General features: G+C 44.8%; 21 protein-coding genes. 9 read left to right on the top strand and 12 right to left on the bottom strand.

The window, feature by feature from the left end; all coding sequences use genetic code 11:
- Positions 1-3 precede the first annotated feature (3 nt).
- Positions 4-1,731 carry a chloride channel protein gene (locus tag ACZ45G_RS17365; protein ID WP_464171745.1) on the bottom strand — a complete coding sequence of 576 codons (1,728 nt, stop codon included), beginning with the start codon at positions 1,729-1,731 and terminating at the stop codon, positions 4-6.
- 29 nt (positions 1,732-1,760) lie between these two features.
- Positions 1,761-2,435, bottom strand: coding sequence for a PTS sugar transporter subunit IIA (locus tag ACZ45G_RS17370; protein ID WP_464171746.1), 675 nt, complete (start codon positions 2,433-2,435; stop codon positions 1,761-1,763).
- 551 nt (positions 2,436-2,986) lie between these two features.
- On the opposite strand from ACZ45G_RS17370, the gene ACZ45G_RS17375 reads away from it, so the two are divergent.
- Entirely contained in the window at positions 2,987-5,155 is a 2,169-nt protein-coding gene (locus ACZ45G_RS17375) for a SulP family inorganic anion transporter (RefSeq protein ID WP_464171747.1), read from the top strand.
- A gap of 68 nt (positions 5,156-5,223) precedes the next feature.
- On the opposite strand, the gene ACZ45G_RS17380 is transcribed toward ACZ45G_RS17375, so the two are convergent.
- The 10 genes from ACZ45G_RS17380 to ACZ45G_RS17425 all read right to left on the bottom strand — a co-directional run bounded on the left by ACZ45G_RS17380 (position 5,224) and on the right by ACZ45G_RS17425 (position 15,874).
- On the bottom strand, positions 5,224-5,883 hold the full coding sequence (locus ACZ45G_RS17380; RefSeq protein ID WP_464171748.1) for a potassium channel family protein: 660 nt from the start codon (positions 5,881-5,883) through the stop codon (positions 5,224-5,226).
- A gap of 10 nt (positions 5,884-5,893) precedes the next feature.
- Positions 5,894-7,267, bottom strand: a complete 1,374-nt coding sequence (locus ACZ45G_RS17385; protein WP_464171749.1) for a TrkH family potassium uptake protein — start codon at positions 7,265-7,267, stop codon at positions 5,894-5,896.
- 15 nt (positions 7,268-7,282) lie between these two features.
- Positions 7,283-8,863 carry an ATP-binding protein gene (locus tag ACZ45G_RS17390; RefSeq protein WP_464171750.1) on the bottom strand — a complete coding sequence of 527 codons (1,581 nt, stop codon included), beginning with the start codon at positions 8,861-8,863 and terminating at the stop codon, positions 7,283-7,285.
- Positions 8,864-8,867: 4 nt separating this feature from the next.
- Positions 8,868-9,278, bottom strand: a complete 411-nt coding sequence (locus tag ACZ45G_RS17395) for a response regulator (RefSeq protein ID WP_464171751.1) — start codon at positions 9,276-9,278, stop codon at positions 8,868-8,870.
- An 84-nt stretch (positions 9,279-9,362) separates the two neighbouring features.
- Positions 9,363-10,163, bottom strand: a complete 801-nt coding sequence (locus ACZ45G_RS17400; protein WP_464171752.1) for a cytidylate kinase family protein — start codon at positions 10,161-10,163, stop codon at positions 9,363-9,365.
- 41 nt (positions 10,164-10,204) lie between these two features.
- Complete coding sequence (locus tag ACZ45G_RS17405) at positions 10,205-11,014, bottom strand: cytidylate kinase-like family protein (protein ID WP_464171753.1); 810 nt, start codon at positions 11,012-11,014, stop codon at positions 10,205-10,207.
- Positions 11,015-11,033: 19 nt separating this feature from the next.
- On the bottom strand, positions 11,034-12,854 hold the full coding sequence (locus ACZ45G_RS17410) for an SLC13 family permease (protein WP_464171754.1): 1,821 nt from the start codon (positions 12,852-12,854) through the stop codon (positions 11,034-11,036).
- 96 nt (positions 12,855-12,950) lie between these two features.
- The gene (locus ACZ45G_RS17415) at positions 12,951-13,385 is read right to left on the bottom strand and encodes a universal stress protein (protein ID WP_464171755.1); all 435 of its coding nucleotides are present in this window, start codon (positions 13,383-13,385) and stop codon (positions 12,951-12,953) included.
- A 233-nt stretch (positions 13,386-13,618) separates the two neighbouring features.
- A complete protein-coding gene (locus ACZ45G_RS17420; RefSeq protein ID WP_464171756.1) occupies positions 13,619-14,968 on the bottom strand; it encodes a sigma-54-dependent transcriptional regulator in 1,350 nt (449 codons plus the stop codon).
- A gap of 69 nt (positions 14,969-15,037) precedes the next feature.
- Entirely contained in the window at positions 15,038-15,874 is an 837-nt protein-coding gene (locus ACZ45G_RS17425; RefSeq protein WP_464171757.1) for a cytidylate kinase-like family protein, read from the bottom strand.
- A 301-nt stretch (positions 15,875-16,175) separates the two neighbouring features.
- On the opposite strand from ACZ45G_RS17425, the gene ACZ45G_RS17430 reads away from it, so the two are divergent.
- The 8 genes from ACZ45G_RS17430 (at position 16,176) to ACZ45G_RS17465 (ending at position 24,229) form a co-directional block, all read left to right on the top strand.
- On the top strand, positions 16,176-17,612 hold the full coding sequence (locus ACZ45G_RS17430) for a sigma-54 interaction domain-containing protein (protein ID WP_464171758.1): 1,437 nt from the start codon (positions 16,176-16,178) through the stop codon (positions 17,610-17,612).
- Positions 17,613-17,724: 112 nt separating this feature from the next.
- On the top strand, positions 17,725-18,084 hold the full coding sequence (locus ACZ45G_RS17435) for a NifB/NifX family molybdenum-iron cluster-binding protein (RefSeq protein WP_464171759.1): 360 nt from the start codon (positions 17,725-17,727) through the stop codon (positions 18,082-18,084).
- Positions 18,077-19,795, top strand: coding sequence for a sensor histidine kinase (locus ACZ45G_RS17440; RefSeq protein WP_464171760.1), 1,719 nt, complete (start codon positions 18,077-18,079; stop codon positions 19,793-19,795). Before ACZ45G_RS17435 ends, ACZ45G_RS17440 begins: the two co-directional genes overlap by 8 nt.
- Positions 19,785-20,174, top strand: coding sequence for a response regulator (locus ACZ45G_RS17445; RefSeq protein ID WP_464171761.1), 390 nt, complete (start codon positions 19,785-19,787; stop codon positions 20,172-20,174). The genes ACZ45G_RS17440 and ACZ45G_RS17445 overlap by 11 nt, the downstream gene beginning before the upstream one ends.
- On the top strand, positions 20,171-20,854 hold the full coding sequence (locus ACZ45G_RS17450; protein WP_464171762.1) for a hypothetical protein: 684 nt from the start codon (positions 20,171-20,173) through the stop codon (positions 20,852-20,854). The genes ACZ45G_RS17445 and ACZ45G_RS17450 overlap by 4 nt, the downstream gene beginning before the upstream one ends.
- A gap of 182 nt (positions 20,855-21,036) precedes the next feature.
- Positions 21,037-22,251 carry a cytidylate kinase-like family protein gene (locus tag ACZ45G_RS17455; RefSeq protein ID WP_464171763.1) on the top strand — a complete coding sequence of 405 codons (1,215 nt, stop codon included), beginning with the start codon at positions 21,037-21,039 and terminating at the stop codon, positions 22,249-22,251.
- Between the two features lie 57 nt (positions 22,252-22,308).
- Complete coding sequence (locus ACZ45G_RS17460; protein ID WP_464171764.1) at positions 22,309-22,737, top strand: response regulator; 429 nt, start codon at positions 22,309-22,311, stop codon at positions 22,735-22,737.
- 19 nt (positions 22,738-22,756) lie between these two features.
- Positions 22,757-24,229: an SLC13 family permease gene (locus ACZ45G_RS17465; protein ID WP_464171765.1), complete on the top strand. Its 1,473-nt coding sequence runs from the start codon at positions 22,757-22,759 to the stop codon at positions 24,227-24,229.
- Positions 24,230-24,234: the final 5 nt, after the last annotated feature.

Genomic DNA, 24,234 nt, shown 5'->3' on the forward strand with positions numbered 1-24,234 from the left:
AATTTACTGAATATTGGTCTGCATGATGAGTTCCCTGCGATAGAGATCCAATACCCTGGTTTTTGCAATCATGCCGACAAACCGGTCATTTTCAACCACCGGAATCGTGTCCATATTATTTAAATCCATTGAATCCAGAACATCCTGAAGATCATCCTCCAACGAGGCTGTGATAATTTCTGCATCCATGACCTGGTTGAGAAACACCATGTCATACATACCCGGTTCCAGGGCATATCTACGAATGGTACTCAATTGGATAACGCCTTTATAAATATCTGTTTTATCTTCAACCACGGGAAAAAAATTTTGTTTTGATAATTTAATGATCTCAATGAAATCCCGAAATACCATATTTTCAGAGACCTTGGTATAATCTGTTTCAACCAGTTCATTCAGACGCAGGTCGGAAAGAATCCTGGCATCGGTCCCCGGCCTCATGAACTGACCTCTCTCAATAAGGTCCTTTAAATAATAAGAGGCAGGCTCAATATAATGACTCATGGTGCATGAAATGGAAGAGACCAGAATCAGGGGAAGAATGGTTTCATATCCCCCGGTAATCTCTACAATCAGAAAAATACCGGTCAAAGGCGCCTGCATGACACCGCTGATGATCCCGGTCATCCCCAAAAGAGCATAGGCGCCTTCGCTGGCAATATCGGCAGAAGGAAGCAAAAGAAACAAGGCCTTATGAAAGACAACCCCTGTGAGACTGCCGATGACCAGACAGGGAGCAAAAATACCGCCGGAACCTCCCCAGCCAAGGGTCATGCCAGTGGCAAAGATCTTGGCAAAAATAGCCACAAAGGTAAGAAAAAGGCCCATGGAAAAGGTGCCTGAAATCATGGACTGGATAAAGTGATATCCCTCCCCCAGCACCACGGGCATAAAACTTCCGATGGCGCCGACTGCGCACCCACCGACAATGACCCGTCCCCAAAAGGGAAGGGAAGATTTTTTGGCAATTCTCCCAAGTTTTCTCAAACTTTTAGTAAACAAAACGGAAATTAAAGCGGTCAGAATGGCCAGGCCGAGACTGGGCAAAATATCCACAAACATCATCTTAAAGGGCTCATGGTTAAACAGCACCTGTTCCGGGATAATGGACTGGCTGACCTGAGCACCTGCCACGGCTGCAATGGCAATGGGAATGATATTGACAAATTTCCACTCTCCCAAAAGTACTTCAATGGAAAAAACCAGGCCTGCGATCGGGGCATTGAAAATGGCGGCAATGGCACCGGCGGTTCCGCACCCCACAAGGGTAATCCGCTGACGGTCATTTAATCCAAGAAACTTTGCTATGTTGGAACCAATGGCAGATCCGCTCATGACCACCGGGGCCTCAGGTCCAGCTGATCCCCCGCTTGAAATGGTCAAAAAACTGGATATCAAGCGAGAATAACTGGATCTCAGCCTTAGCAATCCGCCATATCGGGATACCGCGTAGATGACCTCGGGGATTCCGTGACCGGCCCCTTCCCTGGAAATTTTTTCAAGATACAGAGAAGAAAGGAGGGCGCCTATGGCCGGTAATACAAATGCCCACCAATAATGCCTCAGGGGATGAAGCAATTCCGTCACAGACTCAAGGGAGAGGCGCAGGGCCACAGCCGCAAGTCCGCTGCAGATACCGGCAATGGAACCGGCCACAATCAAAAGCAATCGGTCATCCAATCGGAAAAGCTTGTAATAAATTGTTTTATAAATATTTTTAATGGTCTGCATTCTTAAATATTGCCAATGTTTGATGCGTCTTAGAAGGTGCTCAATGTTTGAAGGGCTTCAATCTTTTCCATCAAGATCTTTGGGTCGGGTCGGGATTTGAGAAATTGGGTAAAGGACTTGTCCCGAAGACAAAAAGACAGGGTCGACAACAAGTGAAGATGAAATTTAAGATCCGGACACAAAATAAGAAACAAAACTTCCACGGGCTGTTTGTCCATGGCCTGATACTCCACAGGGGTTTCAAGAAAACATATTGCCACCAGGGGCTCATTTAAATACCCCAATGGAACCCTGGGGTGGGGAATGGCAATTGCATTTCCAATGCCTGTGGAAAGAGCCTGTTCCCGTTCAATTAACCGAGTCAGAAGATCTGTTTTAAACTCCTTTGGAATCTTTGAAATCCTTTCCAGGCAAGCGGTTAAAACACTTTTTACATCATCTCCCGGGATATCAAAATACAGTCCACCATTTTGAACAGCTTTGGATAAGGAAACTAAGGGGTCGGTTTCTCGTTCAGGCAGGCTCTGTTTTTCAAGGTTTAGGGAAATGTTGTGTTTGACTGCCCATTTTTTTAGATCACGGATGGGAAAATGATAAACAGAACCCTTTTGGGAAACCGGCAGTTTCCCCTGACGTATCCACCGCTCAATGGTATTTTGCTCCACCCCCAGATATTTTGACAATTCAAATAGTGAAAGCTCCATTTCTTTTTTATTTCCCCTCATAACAAACAGCTTAAAAACAAAACCATAATTGGTCCGTTTTTTTAAACACATACACGTGGTTCAATTGGATGCGCTTCCGGAAGAAGTCCGGAAAAAATCAGTTCAGACCTGTTCAGATCAGATTGATCAGAACAGGTCTGGTTCTTTATATCGGTCACATCAATGGGTAAAATCATCAGGTGTACATTCTATCAAATTTTATAAACTGCTTAATTCATAAATTTTGATCTCTTTATATAGCCTAAACAAGGTTAAATGACAACCCATAAGTTGCATCCATGGGAGTTATGGGGTTCCCTGTCTTTTTTGAATTTTTTGTTTCATAACGGTCTGTAATGTTTCATTTTCACTTTTATGACCCACTTCCCGTTGACAAATCAAAACGTCTCATATAATTACTTTTATCTGTATCGGCAGACCCAATAATTTTTGACTTAGATAGAACAAAGCCGTGGTGCTGTTGTTCTAAAGTAATATAATAAGGACCTTTAAAACGATAATATAATTTTCAAAAGAACAAGGAGAATAAAATGATCAACAAACTATTTCCTTTTTTGTTGTGGTTTAAGGACTACAACAAGGAGAAACTAAGTGCAGATGTTATTGCCGGAATTACAGTGGCTATGGTGTTGATTCCTCAATCCATGGCATATGCCCAGCTTGCCGGGCTTCCTGCCTACTACGGTCTCTATGCTGCATTCTTGCCGCCCATGGTGGCATCCTTGTTCGGATCAAGCCGGCAACTGGCCACAGGACCTGTTGCCGTGGTTTCTTTGATGTCGGCAGCCTCTCTGGAACCCCTGGCCACAGCCGGCGGCCCTGAGTTTATTGCCTATTCCATTATCCTGGCCCTGACCGTGGGGTGTTTCCAACTTTTTTTGGGTGTTTTCAAACTGGGGCTGGTGGTAAACCTGCTGTCCCATCCCGTTGTCAACGGGTTTACCAATGCAGCTGCCATTGTCATCGCATCCTCCCAGTTTTCAAAGCTGTTCGGGGTTTATGTTGACAAGTCGCCCCATCATTACCAGACCATCATCAATGTCTGCAAATCCGCCATCCACTATACCCATCTGCCCACCCTGGGATTGGGAGTCCTGGCCATTGCCATCATGGTGATCTGTAAAAAGGTCAACCCCAAGATCCCCAATGTATTAGTGGCTGTGGCGGTCACCATATTAATTTCCAAGTTTACCGGTTTTAACAATGACCAATTTATCCCCCTTGAAAACATCAAGGATAATACGGTTGTCCAAAGCATTCAGGAATTCAACGCCGATGTCGACAAGATAAAAGAACTGGGAACCCTCAGGGCAAACCTGAACAATGAATTAAAAGAAATTACAGCAGACGCCAAAGAACATGGCATCCACATTGCTTCGGAAAAACAGCTGGATGTTGAACATGACCTTGCCCTGACCAATGCCAAAATCGACAAGACAAAAGGGGCGGCCCATATCAAGCGGGAAAATCTGCGGCTGGTCCATTTTCTCACTGAAAAAAACACCAATGGAACCCCCGTTTTTTATACCGAAGCCACCCGTCCGGAAACCTTTGAAACAGATGGGGCAAAGTGGCGGATCAAGATCTCAAATAAACCATTGAACCTGGAAAGCCTTACCATGATTGGTGCAGGGGCTGTTGTGGGGAATATTCCCAAGGGCCTTAAAGTCAGTATCCCCAAAGCCCCTGAAAACACCACCTATTTCGGGGCATTTCTCCAATTGTTTCCCTTTGCCGTTATTATCTCCCTTCTGGGGTTCATGGAAGCCATTGCCATTGCCAAATCCATGGCAGCCAAAACCGGACAGAAACTTGATCCCAACCAGGAACTGATCGGCCAGGGACTTGCCAACATCGTCGGCTCCTTCGGCCAGAGTTATGCCGTATCCGGATCTTTTTCCAGATCTGCCGTCAACCTCCAGGCCAATGCCGTCACCGGGGTATCATCTGTTGTGACCAGTATTATGGTTGCCATTACCCTGCTATTTTTAACCCCGCTTCTTTTTCATCTGCCCCAATCGGTTCTAGCAGCGGTGATCATGATGGCGGTTATCGGACTCATAAATACTTCAGGGTTTGTTCATGCCTGGAAGGCCAAACGGTCCGATGGCATCATTTCTGTGATTGCCTTTGTCTCCACCCTGTATTTTGCCCCCCATCTTGAGGAAGGCATCATGGTGGGGGTAGCCCTCACTTTTGGACTTTTCATTTACAAACACCTGCGCCCCCGGGTGGCACTGCTTTCAAAAGCCAAGGACGATACCTTAAGGGATGCGGTTGGTGCCGGCCTCAGAGAGTGTGACCACATTGCCGTGGTCCGGTTTGACGGGTCCTTGATCTTTACCAATGCCACCTACCTTGAAGACAAGGTTCTGCAGTATATTGCCGAAAAACCGGATCTCATGCATGTGCTCATTGCCTCCAAGGGGATCAATGACATTGATGCTTCGGGGGAAGATGCCCTTTCCATTCTGATTGATACGGTCAGGAGCAGTGGTCGGGAAATATCCTTCTGCGGCCTGAAGGAAGGAGTCCTTGCTGTCATGGAAAGAACCCACCTCATCGACAAGCTGGGCCGGGAAAATGTATATGTCAATACCAGAAGCGCCCTGGAATCCATTTATAAACAGATTCATTCCAAGGGTGATTGCAAGGATTGTCCACTGAAAAGCTATATGCCGGCTGAAATCAGAGGCTGATCCACAAACCCATTTCTGTTTATCAAACCAAAAGTCATTCCGGGAGAATCTTCCGGAATGACTTTTTTTTAATTTTTAATCATTTTAAGTTTTTCAAGTCCTTTTTCCGGCCCCAGAAGAATCATGATCCCATTTTCATTAAAAATAAAATCTGCCTTGGGGATAAAATGTACCTTTCCAGAAATTCTTTCCTTGATGGCTACAATCTGAACATCATACCGATTGGGCAATTTAACCGCCATGATTGACTTGCCTATAAAACTTTTTGGCACTGGCAGTTCTATTATCCCATACCCTTCCATGAACGGCAGGTAATCTATTAAATTCGGGTTATGAAGTTTTTCCGCCATGGAGATGGCATTGTCTTTCTCCGGAAAGCAAATATCTGCCACCCCTAATTTCTCAAGTACGCGCTTATGGGGTTCATTAATTGCTTTTGCGACGATATGCCCGATGCCTGCCTCCTGAAGATTAAGAACGGCGAGAATCGAATTACTGAGAACAGATCCAATACTCACCACTGCCACGTCCATTTCCTTTACGCCCAAAGATTCGATGACCGCTGCATCAGTCGCATCCGCAACAATCGCCTGCGTTACCTTGGTTTTTATCTGCTCTACCAACTCCGGTTTTTTATCAATAGCCATTACATCATGGCCTTTACTGTAAAGATGTGCGGCCAGAAAATAACCAAAATTTCCAAGCCCGATCACCAAAAACTGTTTCATGAGTTTCTCCTTATCCTATCATGATATCATCCTGGGCATAGGAATACCTTTTTACTGCCCCACGTCTGCTGACGGCAACTGCAATTACCAAAGGACCCAGCCTACCTATAAACATCATCATAACAATGATCAGTCTGCCCGGCACTGAAAGCGTTGGTGTGACACCCGTCGACAGTCCAACCGTACCAAAGGCAGAGATATTTTCAAAAATTAATTCCAAAAAGGTCCCCCTGCTGAGTTGATGTGAAATTTCCCCTATTTCTGTCTGCTGTAACAAAATGACGCCAATGGTAATCACAAAAAAGCTGACCATAATAAGGCTGACAGCCTTGGCAATACTTTCATCGGAAATTCTCCGGTAAAAGAGTTGGGGGGATGTTCGTCCGGCAAGCCTTGACACTCCCAAAATCATCATGGTTGAAAAAGTGGTAACTTTAATGCCGCCTCCGCAGGAACCGGGTGCTGCACCGATGAACATTAAAATAATGGTTAACAGCAGGGTTTCATTGGTTAATCCTCCAATTTGAACTGTATTGAACCCGGCAGTCCGAGCGTTTACCGATTGAAAAAAAGATGCCAGAAATTTATAGGGAATTGTCATGTCCTTCAAGGTATTAGAAGATTCCAGTAAAAAAAATGCTGTTGTGCTGACAAAAAGAAGAATTGCCGTGCTGGAAAGAACCACCTTTGTGTGAAGGCTAAGGTGGGACCAAGACTGTCGGAAAAATATTAAATTTTTTACTTCAGAAAGAACAACAAAACCGATGCCCCCCAGAATAATCAAGGCGCTGATGGTAAGATTCAAGATCCAGTCCTGGGAATAGCCTGTAAAGCTGTCGGAAAAAAGTGAGAAGCCGGCATTGCAAAAAGCAGAGACCGAGTGAAATACACAATAAAAAATTCCCATTGCTGTTGTTTGACCAGAAGAAAACCGGGAAAACAATGCCACAGCCCCGATAATTTCAATCACAGCCGTAAATACAATAATGTCCTTTATAAGGACCAGGGTCCCTTTTCCACCGCTCAGGTTGTAGGTATCCTTGAGCAGCATTTTACCACTAAGGCTGATTTTTTTTCCAATTGAAAATAAAAAGAGGGTGGATAACACCATGATACCAATCCCCCCCACCTGGATCAGTCCGAGGATAACCATCTTTCCCAGGAGGGTAAAGGTTGTGGCGGTATCAACACTTGTCAATCCTGTAACACAGACGGCAGAGGCAGCGGTAAACAAGGCATCCACAAATTGAATATGCCGGCTTGTAGAAACCGGTAACCACAATAAAAACGCCCCCAGTAAAATAAGAGAGGCATAACCGATTATGGAAATTCTGGCGGGTGAATCTGTAAAGGATTTCTCCAATTTTCCAATAAGTAATTTCATTATTCTTTTTGTTCACTATAATGAAAAAGTGTGAATATCAGGGAAATTAATAATGGGAAACACAATGGTAAAACATGAACCACTGCCCTCCTCACTTTTGGCAGTGATGGTTCCGCCGTGCTTGGCGACGATCCCCTGGGATACGCTTAATCCAAGCCCGGTTCCCTTTCCTTTGGATTTTGTGGTAAAAAACGGATCGAAAACAGAAGATAAATTATGCTTGGCAATCCCTTGTCCATGATCAATCACACTTACCTTGACCGTATCTTTTGTATCTCCGAGGGTCCCCACTACCTGTATTTTATTTCCCTTGGTGGATGCATCCAGCGCATTCAACAGCAGATTCACAAAGACCTGCTGAATTTTCTGGGCATCCCCGTGTATCCTGGGAAAATTTTCAGCAAACTTTAGATCCACTTGAATCCCTGAAAATCGAATCTGATTTTCCAAAAGATGCACGGTATCTTTTAGCAAAATCGACAGATCAACCGATTCCATTTTGGAGGTACTCTCCCTTGCAAAGTCCAACAGGTTACGAATGATTTTTTTGGATCGATCGGTCTCTGCGACCACATCCTTGAGCATCTCCATTATGTCATCTTCGGTAAGGTCATGGTAATCTTCCAGCAGTACGTGGGCCGTCAACATGATATTGTTCAAAGGATTATTTATCTCATGGGCCACGCCTGCGGTAAGTGTTCCGATCGCTTTCATTTTATGGGTCTGAATCAGAACCGCCTCCCGCAGATCAATCTCTTTAATCATTTCATTGATGGCAACGGCAAAATCGGTGAATTCGTCACGGATCTTGCGGCGGGGGAGAATGGGTCGAAAATCCCCTGAAGCGATCCGCTTGGCATAGCTTGCAAACCGGTTAAGGGTTGAATAAAGCCGACTCACCAGCAGGTAGGTATTGATGGCAAGAAAAATTAATAAGCCAAAAATGGAATATATATGAAGCTGCCGAGACCAGTTCAAGGTTTTTTCAAGGGTCTTTTTTTCAAGGGATATCATGGTATGGGCAGAGGTCAGTATCTCTTTACCATACCCTCTCAGTTTCAATTCAATTTCTTTTGACAGGGCCGTGGTGTGGAAATCAGCCCGGCGTTGTTCTCCCCGATACAATTGTTCAAGAAGGGTTTTATAGGCACCTATTTTGGTAAAAATTTCCTGGCGAACCCACTGCCCCCCCAAAAGTTCGGAAAATTCTTCTGATTCTGCAATAAAAATAGACTCTGCCAGATGAATGTTTTCGATGGCCTCATTAAGGTTGCTACCATATAAAAAATAATTTTTTTCATACCGCCTTGCCTGTTGAATTTCCGAAGAAAAATCATTCACAAATTCCAGGAACTTGAACCGTTTTTCCACCCGGTTATTGTTCAGCGTCAGCACTAACATCATGACCAATGCAAACAAAAACACCAACACATTTCCCAGGTAGATCTGATTTCTTACACTGAAATGCCGACGGGACAAAAGAATTTTTTGGGCAGATTCAATATCGGCCATGTGATCATACACATTTTGCGCGGTACCTTCAGATTCCGTATTATTTTTTTTTGTTTCCAAATTGGAGGGGATCATTTCCGGCATTTTTCTAACCGCTTATCTTGCTATAATTCAATTCTATTGGGGATCCCAGCGCCTTGGCGGCCTTTGCAATAACCACTCTCAAATCATCTGGTTTAAATGGTTTTGCAATGAAGTCAAAGGCCCCCTTTTCCATGGATTCCCTGGCAAGGGAAATCATGGCATAGCCTGTAATCATAATAATCTTGGTTCTGGGGTATCGTTCATGCACCAGATCCAATACCTGCATCCCGTCCATGCCATCCATATAAATATCTGTCACCACAATATCAAACTCTTTTTCGGCAATTCGTTCCACGGCAAGCCCAGGATCCTGAAACACCTCCACCTTGCAGCCAATTTTTTCAAGGGCTGGTTTCAAGCGTTTTCCAACGATGACTTCATCATCTAATAAAAGAATTTCCAACGGTTTTGACATTATAGCCTCCTTTGTTTCCTTTGTTTTTCCTATCATGCCTTTTCCAAGCTATCAATGCATAAAAAGCAGCATAACGCCTGTCAATCAACGGCAACTCATGGCAGCCTCGGTCATGATATCCTTATTCCAATGAACCTCCAGACACCCAATTCCTTTGACATGACTGACAATTTCTTTGATGTTCTCTATCTTTTTTGAGCGTTCCCGTTTTACAGAACTGGTTGTCACAACCACCGTACCATTTTGAACATGTACCTGAATATCTGTCAATGATTTCAATAACGCATTTTTTACTCTGGCCGCAAGGGCCTGGTCCTTCAAACTATTTTTGGAATAGGTCATGGCCTTGAACCTTGGGTATTCCAATGTCGCAGTAAGGGTGTTGACAACCTCATCAACCTGGATTTGATCCAGGTTGATCATCATATCGTACAGTCCCGGATCTGCCTCTCGTCTGTTAAAAGCGGTTATGGACCACTTTTCCCTGTTTCGTTCCTGCCGGGCAATCTCCTTTTTATGTTTTTGTGACGGTGAGAGCAAATCATGCCCGCCAATCAACCGCACCTTCAGGACATGGGAGATTACCACCACATAAAGATGTGCTGCAAGGCCCCAGCAGACACACTCATCTTCCGCAAGCTGTTCCAAAACCTCCAGTTCAACGCAGGACAGTGAATAATGCCACCATTTTGTCGATATTCGTTTCAAAATGCTGGGCGTGGTATTCATAGTATCACTTAACTTTTTTCTTTCAAGGATATGTTTATCGGCAATTTTATTTAGAAATTGTTCGTTAAGCATTTTGTACGAAAGCTTTTGGGCTATTTTTTCTGCAATTACGCGTTCAAGTTCCTTGTTTTCCGATGATAAAATAAGTACAGGCATTATATCCTCCTTTTTTTAAGACCTAGGTTCCCCCACCCCAACTAAACAGCATTGGCAGGAGCAACTAATCCCGTATGCACCTCAATGTTATGGATACCGACATTTTTTTGTTGAAACCGATCCATAATTTTCGTAAATCTGGCCAGATGCGCTTGTTTTTCCCCTGCATAAACCAGCAGATTTCCGTATTCACAGGTAACACCAACAGCGGGGAAACCCTCGACCAAAGAAGCCTTTAATTTACAGGCCAAAGACAAATCTTGTGCTTGTCTGATATGGTCCCGGCTCGATTCAAATACCTTGCTGGAAGCCGCCTTGCAAATAAAACCAACCGCATCTTCTTTGGAAAGCTTGTCAATGCGCATCACCAAATCGTAGAGAGAACCGTCGTTGGGATCTGCATGGTAAATTTTTCTTGTCCACTTTCTTCGCTGGTCATCATCTTCCATAATATTTGCCCGGGCCTGCTGTTGGGACCCCCCCTCTTTTACCCGCCTTTTCACACGACTTTCCAGACCCGCCGTTATTCTGACTTTAAGAACGTGGGGGAGAACATTTAACAGCAGGTGCCCTGCCAGGCCGTGGTATACGATATTACCGCCGACCACCAACTCAGTCAAAGTTGACCGGATATAGGCCAGGTACACCGCCTTGGTATGGCTGTACTGCTCAAATACCCCGGGGGCATCATGAATTGCCTTTTCCAACTTTTTCTGGGGGATATGGAACTTGTCACTTGCGTTAAACAAAAAATCTCGACTGATAATATCGTATCCCAATTTTTGAGCCACTTTTTGAGCCACTTGCTTTCCCATGGAATAGGACCCATGGGAGATGGTTATAATTGCCATTGTGTCACCTTCCTTATCGTTAAACACCATAAAACAAATGTATCATGGTAATCATGACCACCAGAAAAAGGATACTGACCAGGGATCCTGCCTTGATAAAATCAAAGGTCCGATATCGACCCGGCCCCATGTAAAGGGCATTGACCTGATGGGTGGGAAGGACAAAAGAATTGCTCGTGGCAAGCCCCACCACCAATGCCGCCATTCTCGGGTCTGTATGGGCAGCGATGGCCATGTTCACCACAAGGGGCACCAATAATACAGTGGCACCAACATTGGAAATCACAAGGGTAAACAGGGTGGAAAGTATCCCGATAACCGTCAACAGAACAATGGGCTGTACATCCCCGATGATGTCCAGGATAGAACCCGCTATCCAGGCTGCCGTACCGGTTTTTTGGGTAGCAATGCCCAGGGGGATCAACCCTGCCAGCAAAAATATGGTCCGCCAGTCAACAGACTGGTATGCCTCGTCTATGCTTAATACATTTGTGATCACCATCCCAAGCGCCCCCGTCATTAAAGCCACTGACAATTGGATATCAAATCCCATGATCATTACCAGTGACAGAATCAGCCAGCCGCCTGCCCATAACGCTTTTTCCGGACGCATATCTTCTAAATCCGAGGGCAGACTGAACAGCAGACCCCCTTCCTGATGCAAGGCTTCCAGACGTTTCCAGGTGCCGTAAAAACTGATGACATCCCCGGTCTGGAGGATAATATCGTCTAATTTTGCCCGAAAGACATCCTCCTGGCGGTGCACTGACAGGGGGGTAACCCGAAAACGGTCATTAAAATTGTTCTTGCCCAAAGCCCGCCCCGAAAAGGGGGACCGGGGAGAGACGACCGCTTCCACAACACCGGAATGGGCGGTATCAAACTCTTTACCATAACATTCAATGGTCTCTTTTTGCTGCATTTCTGCTTCGGCAGCCATTCTGTCCACATTCTTTTTATCCCCCCAGACCACCAGATCGACATTGGATCGAATCTCGGTATCTAAAGAGGGGGACATAACTTTAACATCCGGGGGTTGTGTGAGGGCCAGAATATTCACCAGATAACGACGATGGAGATCCCCCACCCTTATGGTATCCCGGTAATGGGTAAAATCTGCAGGCGTTGTCAATTCATAGGCACACAGACCGTTGGTTCCCAGCTCATAGGAGGTATCCAAGGTACAGGTCAGCTCGGTGTCCTGATCTTCCGATGCCCCCCCCTGGGGTAGAATAAATTTTCCCAGGAAAATAAAACACAGGATACCACTTGCGACCAGGACAAGTCCTATGGGGGTGACGTCAAACAGACCAAAAGGCTCCAGATGAAAGGGCAATAAAAGATCATTGAGCAAAATCAAAGGGGAACATCCCACCAGGGTAATGGTTCCGCCTAGAATTGCGCTGAAACCAACCGGCATCAGCAGACGGCTCAATGGGATTTTCTGTAATTTACTGATCCGTTGAATGGCCGGCAGAAAAAGAGCGGCAGCACCGATATTCTGCATAAAACTCGAAATTATGGCAACGGTAAATGAAATGGCCACAATAATACGCGAGGTGCTTGTTCCGGCAATCGCCAAAACCGGTTTTACCAGTTTATTGATCATACCGGTCTTGTCAAGACCGGCGCCAATGATAATAACGGCGATGATTGAGACAACCGCATTACTGCTAAGCCCCACAAACGCCTCTTTGGGTGTTACCAGATGGAGAAGCGGCAGACTTACCATCATTAGAATTGCCACCACATCAACTCTTACCCACTCCACAATGAAAAGGAAAATGGCCACTCCTATCATTCCCATCACCAACATCATGTCCGGCGTCAGCTGTTCCATATTCTCTCCAGATTTAATTTCCTTATTTCATTTATTGATACAACCGTCATTTTTATTGCACTTTCCCTATTCGTATCTTGCTTCGTATCTTTATTTTCACCGTTTTGTCACCGTTAAAAGAGGGCATTCCAAATGCCCGGATAGAGGATAGAGCCAATGCCTTTTTTTTACCCTGCCGCCAAAGGGAAGGTCTTGTCCACTTCCCCATATAATCGCCTGGAACGATGGCCTGTCTGCCAGAAATTTCAATAATTCCTGGGAAGGATCGCCTATTCTAAGAGCAGTACTGGTTTCAAGGCCTTTTTGGATAAATACTTGAGTCAATTGCGCCAATAGTTTCTCTGTTTTGGTTTCGATCTCCTGAAGCTTTTTTCGTTTGACCCCCAGAAAATCAAAGGATGAAAATGACATGGCCACCAGCACAAGAAAAGTTACCCTTGCATCCGTACGTGCTGCATATTCCCTGGCATATGTCAATGCCCCTGAAAAAACCTGTTCGTTTTCAAAAATAATCAACAGCTCATGTTTCATATTGCCCCGCCTCCTGAGTTAGCAAGGGAAATACAATATTCATGCCGATCCGAAAAAAAAATATAACCTACTGATTTTTATAATTTTTTATATTTTCTTCCCAAAGGTGAAAAAAGAAGCCATTGTTGCAGACTGCAACACGAGAGGGGGTAAAAAGATGAGGATACAAGATGCCATGGCAAGCGGAATGGGATGTTGCAAAATCGAACGTCTGTGTTGTAAAACAGAACGGATCAGCCCAATCCGAATTTTTTGATTTTTCGCCACAGGGACGCCCGATCGATTCCAAGAATTTCTGCCGTTTTTGCCTTGGTGTGATGGGTATTTTTCAACAAATGGGCAATATAATCTTTTTCCAGTTCGGCCAGGGTCATCCCAAGGTCGTCAGGCCGCTGATAGGAATGTAATTCAAATTCAGTCAGATCCGGAGGAAGATCACAGGCACGGATTTCAGACCCCTGACAAATGGCAGCTGCCCGTTCCAGTATATTTTCAAGCTCCCGGACATTTCCCGGAAAGGCGTAATGGGTTAACAGGGCAATGGCTCTTGCGGATATAAAATTGATGGTTCGGTCTGTGCTCTGGTTCAATTTCTTAATTATATGATAGGCCAGCAAAGGGATATCTTCCGGCCGTTCTTTCAGACAGGGTAATTTTATGGTCACCACATTGATACGATAGTACATATCTTTTCTGAACAACCCAGCCGCGACTTCCGCTTTTAAATCCTTTGATGTGGCAGACACCACCCTTAGATCAACCGGTATTGTCCGAGTCCCGCCAACCTGCATCAATTCTTTTTCCTGGAGAACGCGCAGCAGCTTGACCTGCATTGAATGGGGCATTTCTCCGATCTCGTCCAGAAAAACAGTCCCTGTATCTGCGGCTTCCAGCAACCCTTTCTGATTGCCGACCGCACCGGTAAACGCCCCCTTTTCATGGCCGAAAAGTTCATTGTCCAGAAGGGTTTCATTGAAAGCGCCACAGTTTGCAGGCACAAAGGGTTGTTTCGCCCGACGGCTCAATGCGTGTATGGAACGGGCCACCAATTCTTTTCCTGTTCCCGAATCACCCGTGATTAATACATTGCAATCCGTGGGAGCAATCTGATGAATCAAGGTTTCGATCTCACGAATTTTGGGGCTCTTTCCAATGATGACCGGCAAATCAGATTCTTTTTTCTTTGCTCTGTTTATGTTCTTGAAATCGTCATAAAGCTGCTGCCGGTCAAGGGCCTTTTTAACCGTTTCCAAAAGTTGTTCCGGGGTAAATGGTTTTTCCAGATAATAAAATGCCCCTTCCCGTGTGGCCTCGATGGCGTTGTCAATACTGGCATACCCGGTCATGAGGATGACTTCTGTTGTGGCAGAATGGATCTTCACGCTGATCAGCAAGTCCATCCCATCCATCCCCGGCATCTTCACATCGGTGATCACCAGATGGTAATGATGGGTGCCCATCTGCCGGAGCGCCCCCAAAGGATCTGTATAAGATGAGACCTTATATCCTTTCTTTTCTAAAATCCTTCGCATGCGTTTGAGGGTGAGGGGATCATCATCAATCACCATAATTTGGGGCGTCATCTTCTAATCTCCGCCTTTTCCGGGACTGGCGCCCACTGACACCGCCGATTTTGAAAATTGCACGACGGATCACATATTGTAAAAGGGATTGATGTGATCGGGTTTCTCCTTTAGCGGAATCAAATGAACATGAACCTCCTCGACCCCCTCCACAGCTTGTGCAATCTTGCTTAACATGGCAACCAAGTCGGCAGCTGCAGTCGTCTTTCCTTGGACATTGCCGATGGAAACTACGCCGGCATCGGCAACTACCCTGACCTTGGGAACAAGATGCATCAACGCAATTTGAACCTTGGCAGCCAGGGCCAGGTCTTCCAGTTTTTTCTGGGATTGCGGGGTGGTTTGAAATGCTTTTTTACCAACAGCCTCGAACAGGATGTCCACGGCATCGTCCACGGTCATTGTGCTGATGTTGAGGACCATGTCATAGAGCTTGCTGTCCTGGGTATCCACTCCATAAACCTTGATTCCCCATTTGCGGCGTTCTTCATCATCTTTTTTCAGGATAAAAAGCGCCTCTTCTGCTGAAATATTTTCCCGGCGCATCTCTTCTGCAACCCGGTCCTGGATATTGGCAAGAATTCTGACTTTTAGAACGTGGGAAATATCCTTGAGAAAATAATGTCCTGCCAGGCCGTGATACACCACCTTGTCTCGCTGGGTATGCTTGAGAAGAGAGGAACGCAGATACGCCACATACCGCTCCTTACCTTGATGGAAACGTTCAAGGACGGTGGGTGCATCATGAAGCGCTCTGATAAGCTTTATCTCTGGAATGTTGAATTCATCGGAAGCCTCAATAAGGATGTCCCGGGAAAGGCATTCATATCCCAACCGTTGGGCCAGTTTTTCGGCAACATCCTTACCCCGGCTGTAAGAACCTCTGGAAATTGTTATAATGGACATACCGCTCCTTTTCAAACTTAAAAAATTAAACCAATCTAATTAAATTAACCCGAAGAATCTGCCAGCTCTGTCAGAATGCAATTGCATAATAACGGTATAAATTTTACTTCGCATCACTTAAATTGTACAGAAAAAACTTTTTCTATATAAAAGCACACCATAAAAGTCAATCTCTTTTTATCAAATGCAGACCAAACCGATATTTTGATTTGATATATTTTATTTTCAATGATAGGTGTAAAATTAAAAAACACTATAATGCGTGCCCTTGATACGCTGTTTATGGAGCAATGTAACCGTCATGATGATCAGCCTTCCCCACCCCCATATTAATGCTCTCTTTAGGAAACCCCTGGATTTTATCCACATGCTCGATGAAATCCCCATGGGAATTCTCGTGCTTGATTGTGACCGCAGGGTGGTCCACCTGAACAGATTTTTTCAAGCCCTTTCAGGTGTTTCCCTGGAAAGGGCTTACGGGATTGAATGTCATAATGTTTTAAGAAGTTCGGCCTGTGTCACCAATTGCCCTATACTTGCCATGAACAAAGAAAACAGATCCGTCTCCTGTGAAAGCGATATGATCAATATGGACCGGCAAAAACTGTCCATCCGTATGACCCTGGCCCCCTTGCTGGACATTGACGGAAATACCACAGGCTATATTGAAACCATAGAAGATTTGCGGGCTCAAACCCTGGATCCAAAAAAAAGTGTGGCCTTTAGTTTTGCCAATATCATCGGGCGAAGCCCGAAGATGGAAAAAATATTCCAGACCCTGCCCATTTTTGCCCAAAGCGACACCTCCATTCTGATCACCGGTGAAACCGGAACCGGAAAGGACCTTGTCGCTGAAGCCATTCACCAAACATCAGGACGTGCCTCGGGCCTCTTTGTAAAAATCAATTGCGGCGCCCTTCCCGAAACCCTTCTGGAATCGGAAATATTCGGCCACCAGAAAGGGGCATTTACAGGAGCTGTGGAAAATAAACCAGGTAGATTTAAACTGGCCCACAACGGCACCATATTTTTAACAGAGATAGGAGACCTGCCCCTTTCCCTCCAGGTAAAACTCCTCACCTTTCTGGATGACAAAATTATTTTCCCCCTGGGCAGCACCAAAGGATTTAATGTGAATGTGAGAATCATCGCCGCAACCCATCGGAATCTTGAACAGATGGTTAAAAATGGCCAATTTAGAAAAGACCTTCTTTTCAGGCTCAATGTGGCAAGAATACACCTGCCTCCCTTAAGGGAAAGAGAGGGGGATATCAGGCTGCTGCTTGACTTTTTTTTCAACAATTATACCCAGCAGCTGGATAAAAGAATAAAAGGATTTTCCCAAACCGCCTTGATGAAACTCATGAGCTATGGATATGAAGGAAACATCCGGGAATTAAAAAACATTGTGGAATATGCGGTCAATGTGGCAAACAGCACCATGATAGAACCGGACAACCTGCCCTCCTATCTGTTTGATCCGGAGGGCCAGTTCCATGGCCCCTCTCCATCAGACCCATTGTCCGGTTTAAAAAACCTGGCCCATCCTCCACCGGGGCCGATTTCGGTTGAGAATTCTGGTAAAAATCAAAAAGAGACATGGTCCTCTATCCAGCGTGAAATAATAATGGATGCACTCAAACAGGCAAACGGGAAAAAAAGTGATGCCGCCAAAATTTTGGGATGGGGCAGAAGCACGCTGTGGAGGAAAATAAAACAATACAAAATTGACCCATAATCTGCAAAAAACATATGTACAACATTGAATCATTATGGTACCTATTGAAACGAAAAGACCATAAAAATCACCTTGCCCAACCCATTGAGCACAGGGAGCGCTTTATTTTACGATGATACATAAAATAACCATCACGGTTCATCAAAATTATATTTCACCCCGCTTCGATCTGGCCACTGAAATTTTAATCATTCTAATCTCGAATCATTCGGTCATCGAAGAAAAAAAGTCCATTGTTCTTCCCAGGTCTTCAGCTGATGAGCTGTGTCACCTTCTATTGTCGGAAAATATAAACACCCTAATCTGCGGCGGCATAGAAGAGGAATATTATCAATTTTTAAAATGGAAAGAAATCGACATCTTTGATTCAGTCGTGGGCGCTTGGAAGTTGGCCTTTCAAAGCTGGATTGAAAACACTCTGAAACCCGGCGATGTCCTCACAGACCGCATGATCGAGGGAAAACATGTTTAAAACTCTAAAAAAAACCCTATTGTTTTGGCGAAAAACACCCCTAACCCGCTATACCGTTCTAAACCGAAATATTATTATTATCATGCTGTTGATTACCATTATCCCCCTAGCCTGCATGCTGATCATCAATAATTTTCAATACAAAACCCATCTGAGAAATCAGATCATGGCCCCCCTCTATGCCATGACGGAAAAAACCCGGCATTCCTTTGAACTTTTCATGGATCAAAGGCTTGCGATCATGCGGTTTATATCCGCCACCTACAGCGTTGAAAACCTGGGCAATGAACAGATCCTTCACAAAGTATTGACCTCATTAAAAAAAGAGCGCTACGGGTTTGTCGATATCGGATTGATCAATGCAAAGGGAGACTTGGTCAGCTATGTCGGCCCCTATTCCCTGCTGGGAAAAAACTATTCAGAACAGATCTCTTTTCAGGAGACCCGAATCAAAGGACAATATATCAGCAACGTCTTTCTCGGGCACCGAAAATATCCCCATATTGTCATTGCGGTTCAGGTCATTACGGACAGCGGGGATATCTGGGTCCTCAGGGCAACCATTGATACCGACTTTTTTGACAACCTTATTTCCAGTATGGGACTTGAACGAAGCTCCGATGCCTTTCTTGTGAACAGTGACGGAATTCTTCAGACCAATTCCCTGTATTGTGGCAACACCCTTGAAAAATGCCCGCTGAAACTGCCGAGTAAAGGATTTAAGTCCCAGGGTATTGAAACCAAGGACGCAAATAACCGGGATATTATCATTGTCAGTTCCGGATTTTCAATTGCAGATTACATCCTTGTGATCGTACAGCCCCAGTCGGTTGCCCTTAAATCCTGGTATGCCCTACAAACGGAAATGCTCATTATTTTTTTAATCAGCCTAACCGTTATTGTCTTTGCCATTGTCCAGATGTCAGCGGTATTGATAAAAAGGATTAAAACCTCCGACGAACGTCGGGAAAGTGTTTTAATTGAACTCCAGCACGCCCAGAAACTATCCTCCATTGGCAGACTGGCCGCGGGAGTGGCCCATGAAATCAACAACCCCCTTGCCATTATCAATGAAAAAGCAGGGTTGATGCTCGATCTCATTGATCTTTCAAAGGATTTCACTCAAAAAACAAAATTTGGAGACCTCACCCGGTCCATTGTCACCTCGGTTGACCGATGCCGGAAAATAACCCACAGACTCCTGGGGTTTTCCAAACGCATCGATGTTAAAATAGAACCCATCCAGATCAATACCATCATCCATGAAGTCATTGGATTTCTGGAAAAAGATATTCTTTACCGAAGGCTTGAGGTAAATTTAAAATTGTCAGATACCTTAAAACCGATTCTCTCGGATCATGGACAGATTCAGCAGGTGCTGCTCAACCTTTTGACCAACGCCTTTGCCGCTGTTCAGGATGAACGGGGCCGGGTGGATGTTGAGACAAAAAATATTCAAGACAAGGGCTTGGAAATAAAAATAACGGATAATGGATGCGGTATTTCAAAGGAAATTATTAAAAATATCTTTGACCCGTTTTTCACCACCAAAAAAGAAAAAGGTACCGGCCTTGGTCTTTCAATCAGCTACGGCATTATAACAAAACTGGGGGGGGAAATCTTTGTGGACAGTACCCAGGGAAAAGGGTCTGTTTTTACAATTGTTCTCCCGGAAAAAACAAATAAAATGGAATCAGACAATGAAAATTAAGAAAATTAAAATTCTCCTGATTGATGATGAAGAGGAATTTATCTCAACCCTTGCCGAACGGTTGGAGTTGAGAGATTACCTTTGCAAGACAGCAGGAGACGGCGTGTCAGGAATTCAGATGATTGTAAATGAACCCTTTGATATCGCAATTGTAGACCTGATGATGCCCGGGTTAAACGGCCTGAATACCCTCAGGCAGATCAAAGAAATCAACCCAGACCTACCGGTAATATTGCTGACCGGCCATGGCTCCACCAAGGACGGTATGGAAGGCATGCGCATCGGGGCCTTTGATTTCCTCATCAAACCCCTGGATATCTATGCCCTGATTGACAAAATAAAATTGGCCCTTGACAAAACGCCCCAGGTGAAATCATGAATGACAGAGAAGATGCAGCTGCGTTTTTCGGCAAGGTAACGGCAAGTACCACCCATGAACTCCAGAATGTACTGGCCATCATAAAAGAAAATGCCGGTCTCATGGAAGACTTTATTCAGATGGGCTCGAATAATTTACCGGACAATTTGCCCGATCTTTTGGAAAGACTCACCCGCTGCCTGGGGAAAATAAAAGAACAATCTTACAGAGGGGTTGCTCTCACTTCAGGGCTCAATGGATTTGCCCATACCACAGACAGGATTTTAGGCCCGGTCAATATCTATGAAATAGCCAAAAGACTGATATTTTTGACCAAAAGAGTTTTTTTGCAACAAGGGAGACAGATCGTACTCAGTGATTGTAAAAATGCGCCTTCCTTTGAGACGGACCCGGTTCTTTTCCAAACGCTTCTATGGCACTGCCTTGAATGTCTCGTGGAAATCCAGGACCTGACAGCAGATATTAGGGTCACAATTGTAAACTCGGATGCAAGAAAGGGAATTGACCTTTGTTTTGAGGATCCTGCCCTGGACAATGCGTCTTTCAACCAAAAGTTGCAAGGGTCGGCCAAATGGACGAGTATCCAAGCGAGCTGCAAATCGATAAACCTTACGACCAGCCCCATTGCACAAGCACCCATGGGTATTCGGATTCTGTTGGAAAGATCCTCCCCTGCTTGATTGTTTTGTTTTGTTTCATATGGTTTCATATCGCTTGTTTCATTTAGTTCTATTTTGTTTCTTTTATGGTTGCTCGTTTTATACTCGGCTTAGTTTACAGGGCTACCACAATTGGCACACTTTTTGCTGACATTGTAAACAGTAAAACCTAACATAAAACAACCAATAACAGGGAGATTAATATGTCAATTTTAACCGTAACAAACGGATTACATGCAAATTCAGAAGAAATTGTCCAGCAGCTGGGTAAAAAATTCAATTGCCGCATCATCAGCGATAGCAAACTTCTTGAAATAACACATCAAACCCATGATATCAGCCTGACGACCCTCCAAAAAGTGCTGGAAAGCAGACAAATCGCTTTTAATGATTTTACCCACGAACGGGAAAAATGCCTGTCTGCCTTGAAAAATACCCTCGCAGATTTTGTCAGTGACGGCAATTGTATTTTACATGGGATCATCGGGCACCTGATACCCAAAACCGTAACCCATGTCATGCGGGTGCTGATTATTGCCGAAAAAGCCCAGAGAATTAAAAACGGAATGACCAAAAAAGGGGTGTCTGAAAAAGAAATAACCAGAGAAATTGAGCTGTCTGATAAGCATGCCATGTTATGGACCACCGGCCTCTTCAACCAGAAAGCCTGGGATGAATCTCTCTATGATATTGTGATTCCTTCGGGCAAGCTTGACACAACTGAAGCGGTCGACCTTGTTTCAAAATATTTAAAAAAACTGCCCTTTACCCTGGAAGATCTCATCTTGCGAGAAGTTGCTGACTTTAAACTGACAGCGGATGTTGAACTGGCCCTAAGTCACATCGGCCAGGGACTTCTGGTGGAATCCAACCGAGGAATTGTGATCGTCATCATTGATAAAAAAGTGATGTTGCTCTCAAAATTCCAGCAAAAAATCATCCAGGCAGCCCAGGCTGTTCCAGGGGTTAAATTTGTGGAAACAAAAATCGGACAAAATTATTACAAGGGCAATATCATCCATAATTATGAATTTGAAACCCCTTTACGAATTCTTCTGGTGGATGATGAAAAGGAATTTGTCCAGACCCTGTCAGAACGCCTCAAAATGCGCAAGTTTACAAACGAGATTGCCTATAATGGTCAGCAAGCCCTGGATTTTACAGATGAAGAAGATACGGAAGTCATTCTCCTGGATTTAAAAATGCCCGGAATTGACGGATTTGAGGTATTGAAAACCATCAAGGAGACCAAGCCCCACATCGAGGTCATCATCCTCACCGGCCACGGCTCTAAAGCGGACCGGGAAACCTGTATGAGTCTAGGGGCGTTTGCCTATCTCCAGAAACCGGCTGATATTGATTTAATTACCCAAACCATGAAAAAAGCCTATGAAAAAATAGCAGCTGCAAAGGCATAAACCATTTGCAGCTGATTTGATTTGTAAAATCCTAAAATCATAAGGACCCATATAAAAATGAAAATAAAAGTATTGATTGCCGATGATGAGAAAGAATTCATCGAAACCCTTGCCCAACGGCTTGAAATGAGAGATTTTGACGTCACCACCGTAGACTCTGGTGGTGCCGCCATTAAAATAGCGGAAAAAATTAATTTTGATGTCATCATCCTCGATGTTCAGATGCCGGAAATAAACGGCATCGATGCCTTGAAAAAAATAAAGGAACACACCCCCTTAACCCCGGTGATTATGCTGACAGGGGAAGCAACCGTTGAGAATGCCATCCAGGGGATGAAGCTGGGGGCCTTTGATTTTCTGATCAAACCCACGGAAACAGAACGCCTCGCAGACAAAATCAAAAAGGCTCATGCCTATAAACATGCCAATGAAGAACGTATTCGTCAGGCTGAAATCGAAAACATTTTACGCACCCGCGGCTGGTAATTACAGGAGATAGATCGTCATGACAACCCAAACAATGGACCCCTCACATACTCAGATTGACTGGAAACGAATCTTGTTTCTGCTGACAGGCATTATCCTCTTTGCAATTGTAAACTTTTCTCCGGCCTGGCCCGATGCCATTGATCCCACCGGCAAACATTTTATCTTAAGCCAGCAAGCAAAGGGCGCCCTGGCAGTTTTTCTTCTAGCCGGCACCTGGTGGATTTTTGAAGTGATTCCCATCGGCATCACCAGTCTAACCATCGGTGTGTTGCAGGTATTATTCATGATTCGGCCAGCATCCAAGGCGTTCACCGACTTCATGACACCTTCAGTACTCTTTATTTTTGCCTCCCTTGTCATTGGCATGGTGTTTACCAAGACAGGACTCACCAACCGGCTGGCCTATAAAATGCTGGCCATTGTAGGGGAAAAGACCAGCAATATCTATCTGGGCTGTTTTGTGGTAACGGCAGCCCTCACCCACATCATGGCCCACACGGCAGTGGCAGCCACCATGTTTCCGTTGTTGATGACCATCTATTCCATGTATTCCGAGGATGACAAACCCACCAAATTCGGCAAAGGATTGTTCATGGGCATGGCCTTTGTTGCCGGTGCCGGCAGCATTGTCACCCTGCTGGGGGCTGCCAGGGGTGCCGTTGCCCTGGGTTTTTATGCGGACATCGTGGGCCGGAATATCAGCTTTTTTGAACTGACCTATTACATGTTTCCCATCGGCTGGGCCATGACCTTTATTTTGTGGGGATTTTTCATGGTCTTTTTCAAACCGGAAAAAAAAACCATCCCGGGACTGCGTGAAAAAGCAAAAAAGCTAAGCAAAGCCATGGGCAAATTCACTCGAAACGAGATTCTATCGGCCACCATTATTTTTTCCTGTATCTTTATCATGTCCGTCAAACAATTTGTTCCCGCCTTGAACGTTCTGGACAAAAATGCCATCATCCTGGTGTCCACCATCCTGTTTTTTGTCTTCCGTATTCTGGATATAAAAGATCTTGAAACAGTGCCATGGAATATCATGCTGCTTTTCGGTGGCGCCATGAGTATCGGGTTCTGCCTTTGGGAGACAGGGGCGGCTGAATGGCTGGCCATCAACTGGCTGGCCATATTCAAAGACTCCCATTGGTTTGTTTTTGTCATGAGCATTGCCTTTTTCATTCTGATCATGACCAATTTTATCATGAATGTGGCCGCCATTGCCATCTCCCTGCCCGTGGCCCTGGTAGTGGCCCCCTACCTGAATGTGGCTCCCGAAGTGATTTTATTTGCAGCCCTGGTAACAGCTGGCATGCCTTTTTTGCTCCTGGTGGGTGCGGCGCCCAATGCCATTGCCTACAATTCAAAACAATTTACCACCGGTGAATTTTTCCTCTATGGCATCCCGGCCAGTATTATTCTCATGATTTTGGTGGGTGTAGCCGTCGCTTTTATCTGGCCCCTCATGGGAATGCCCATATTGTTAAAATAATTTAA

The sequence above is a fragment of the Desulfoconvexum algidum genome, from assembly GCF_055382125.1.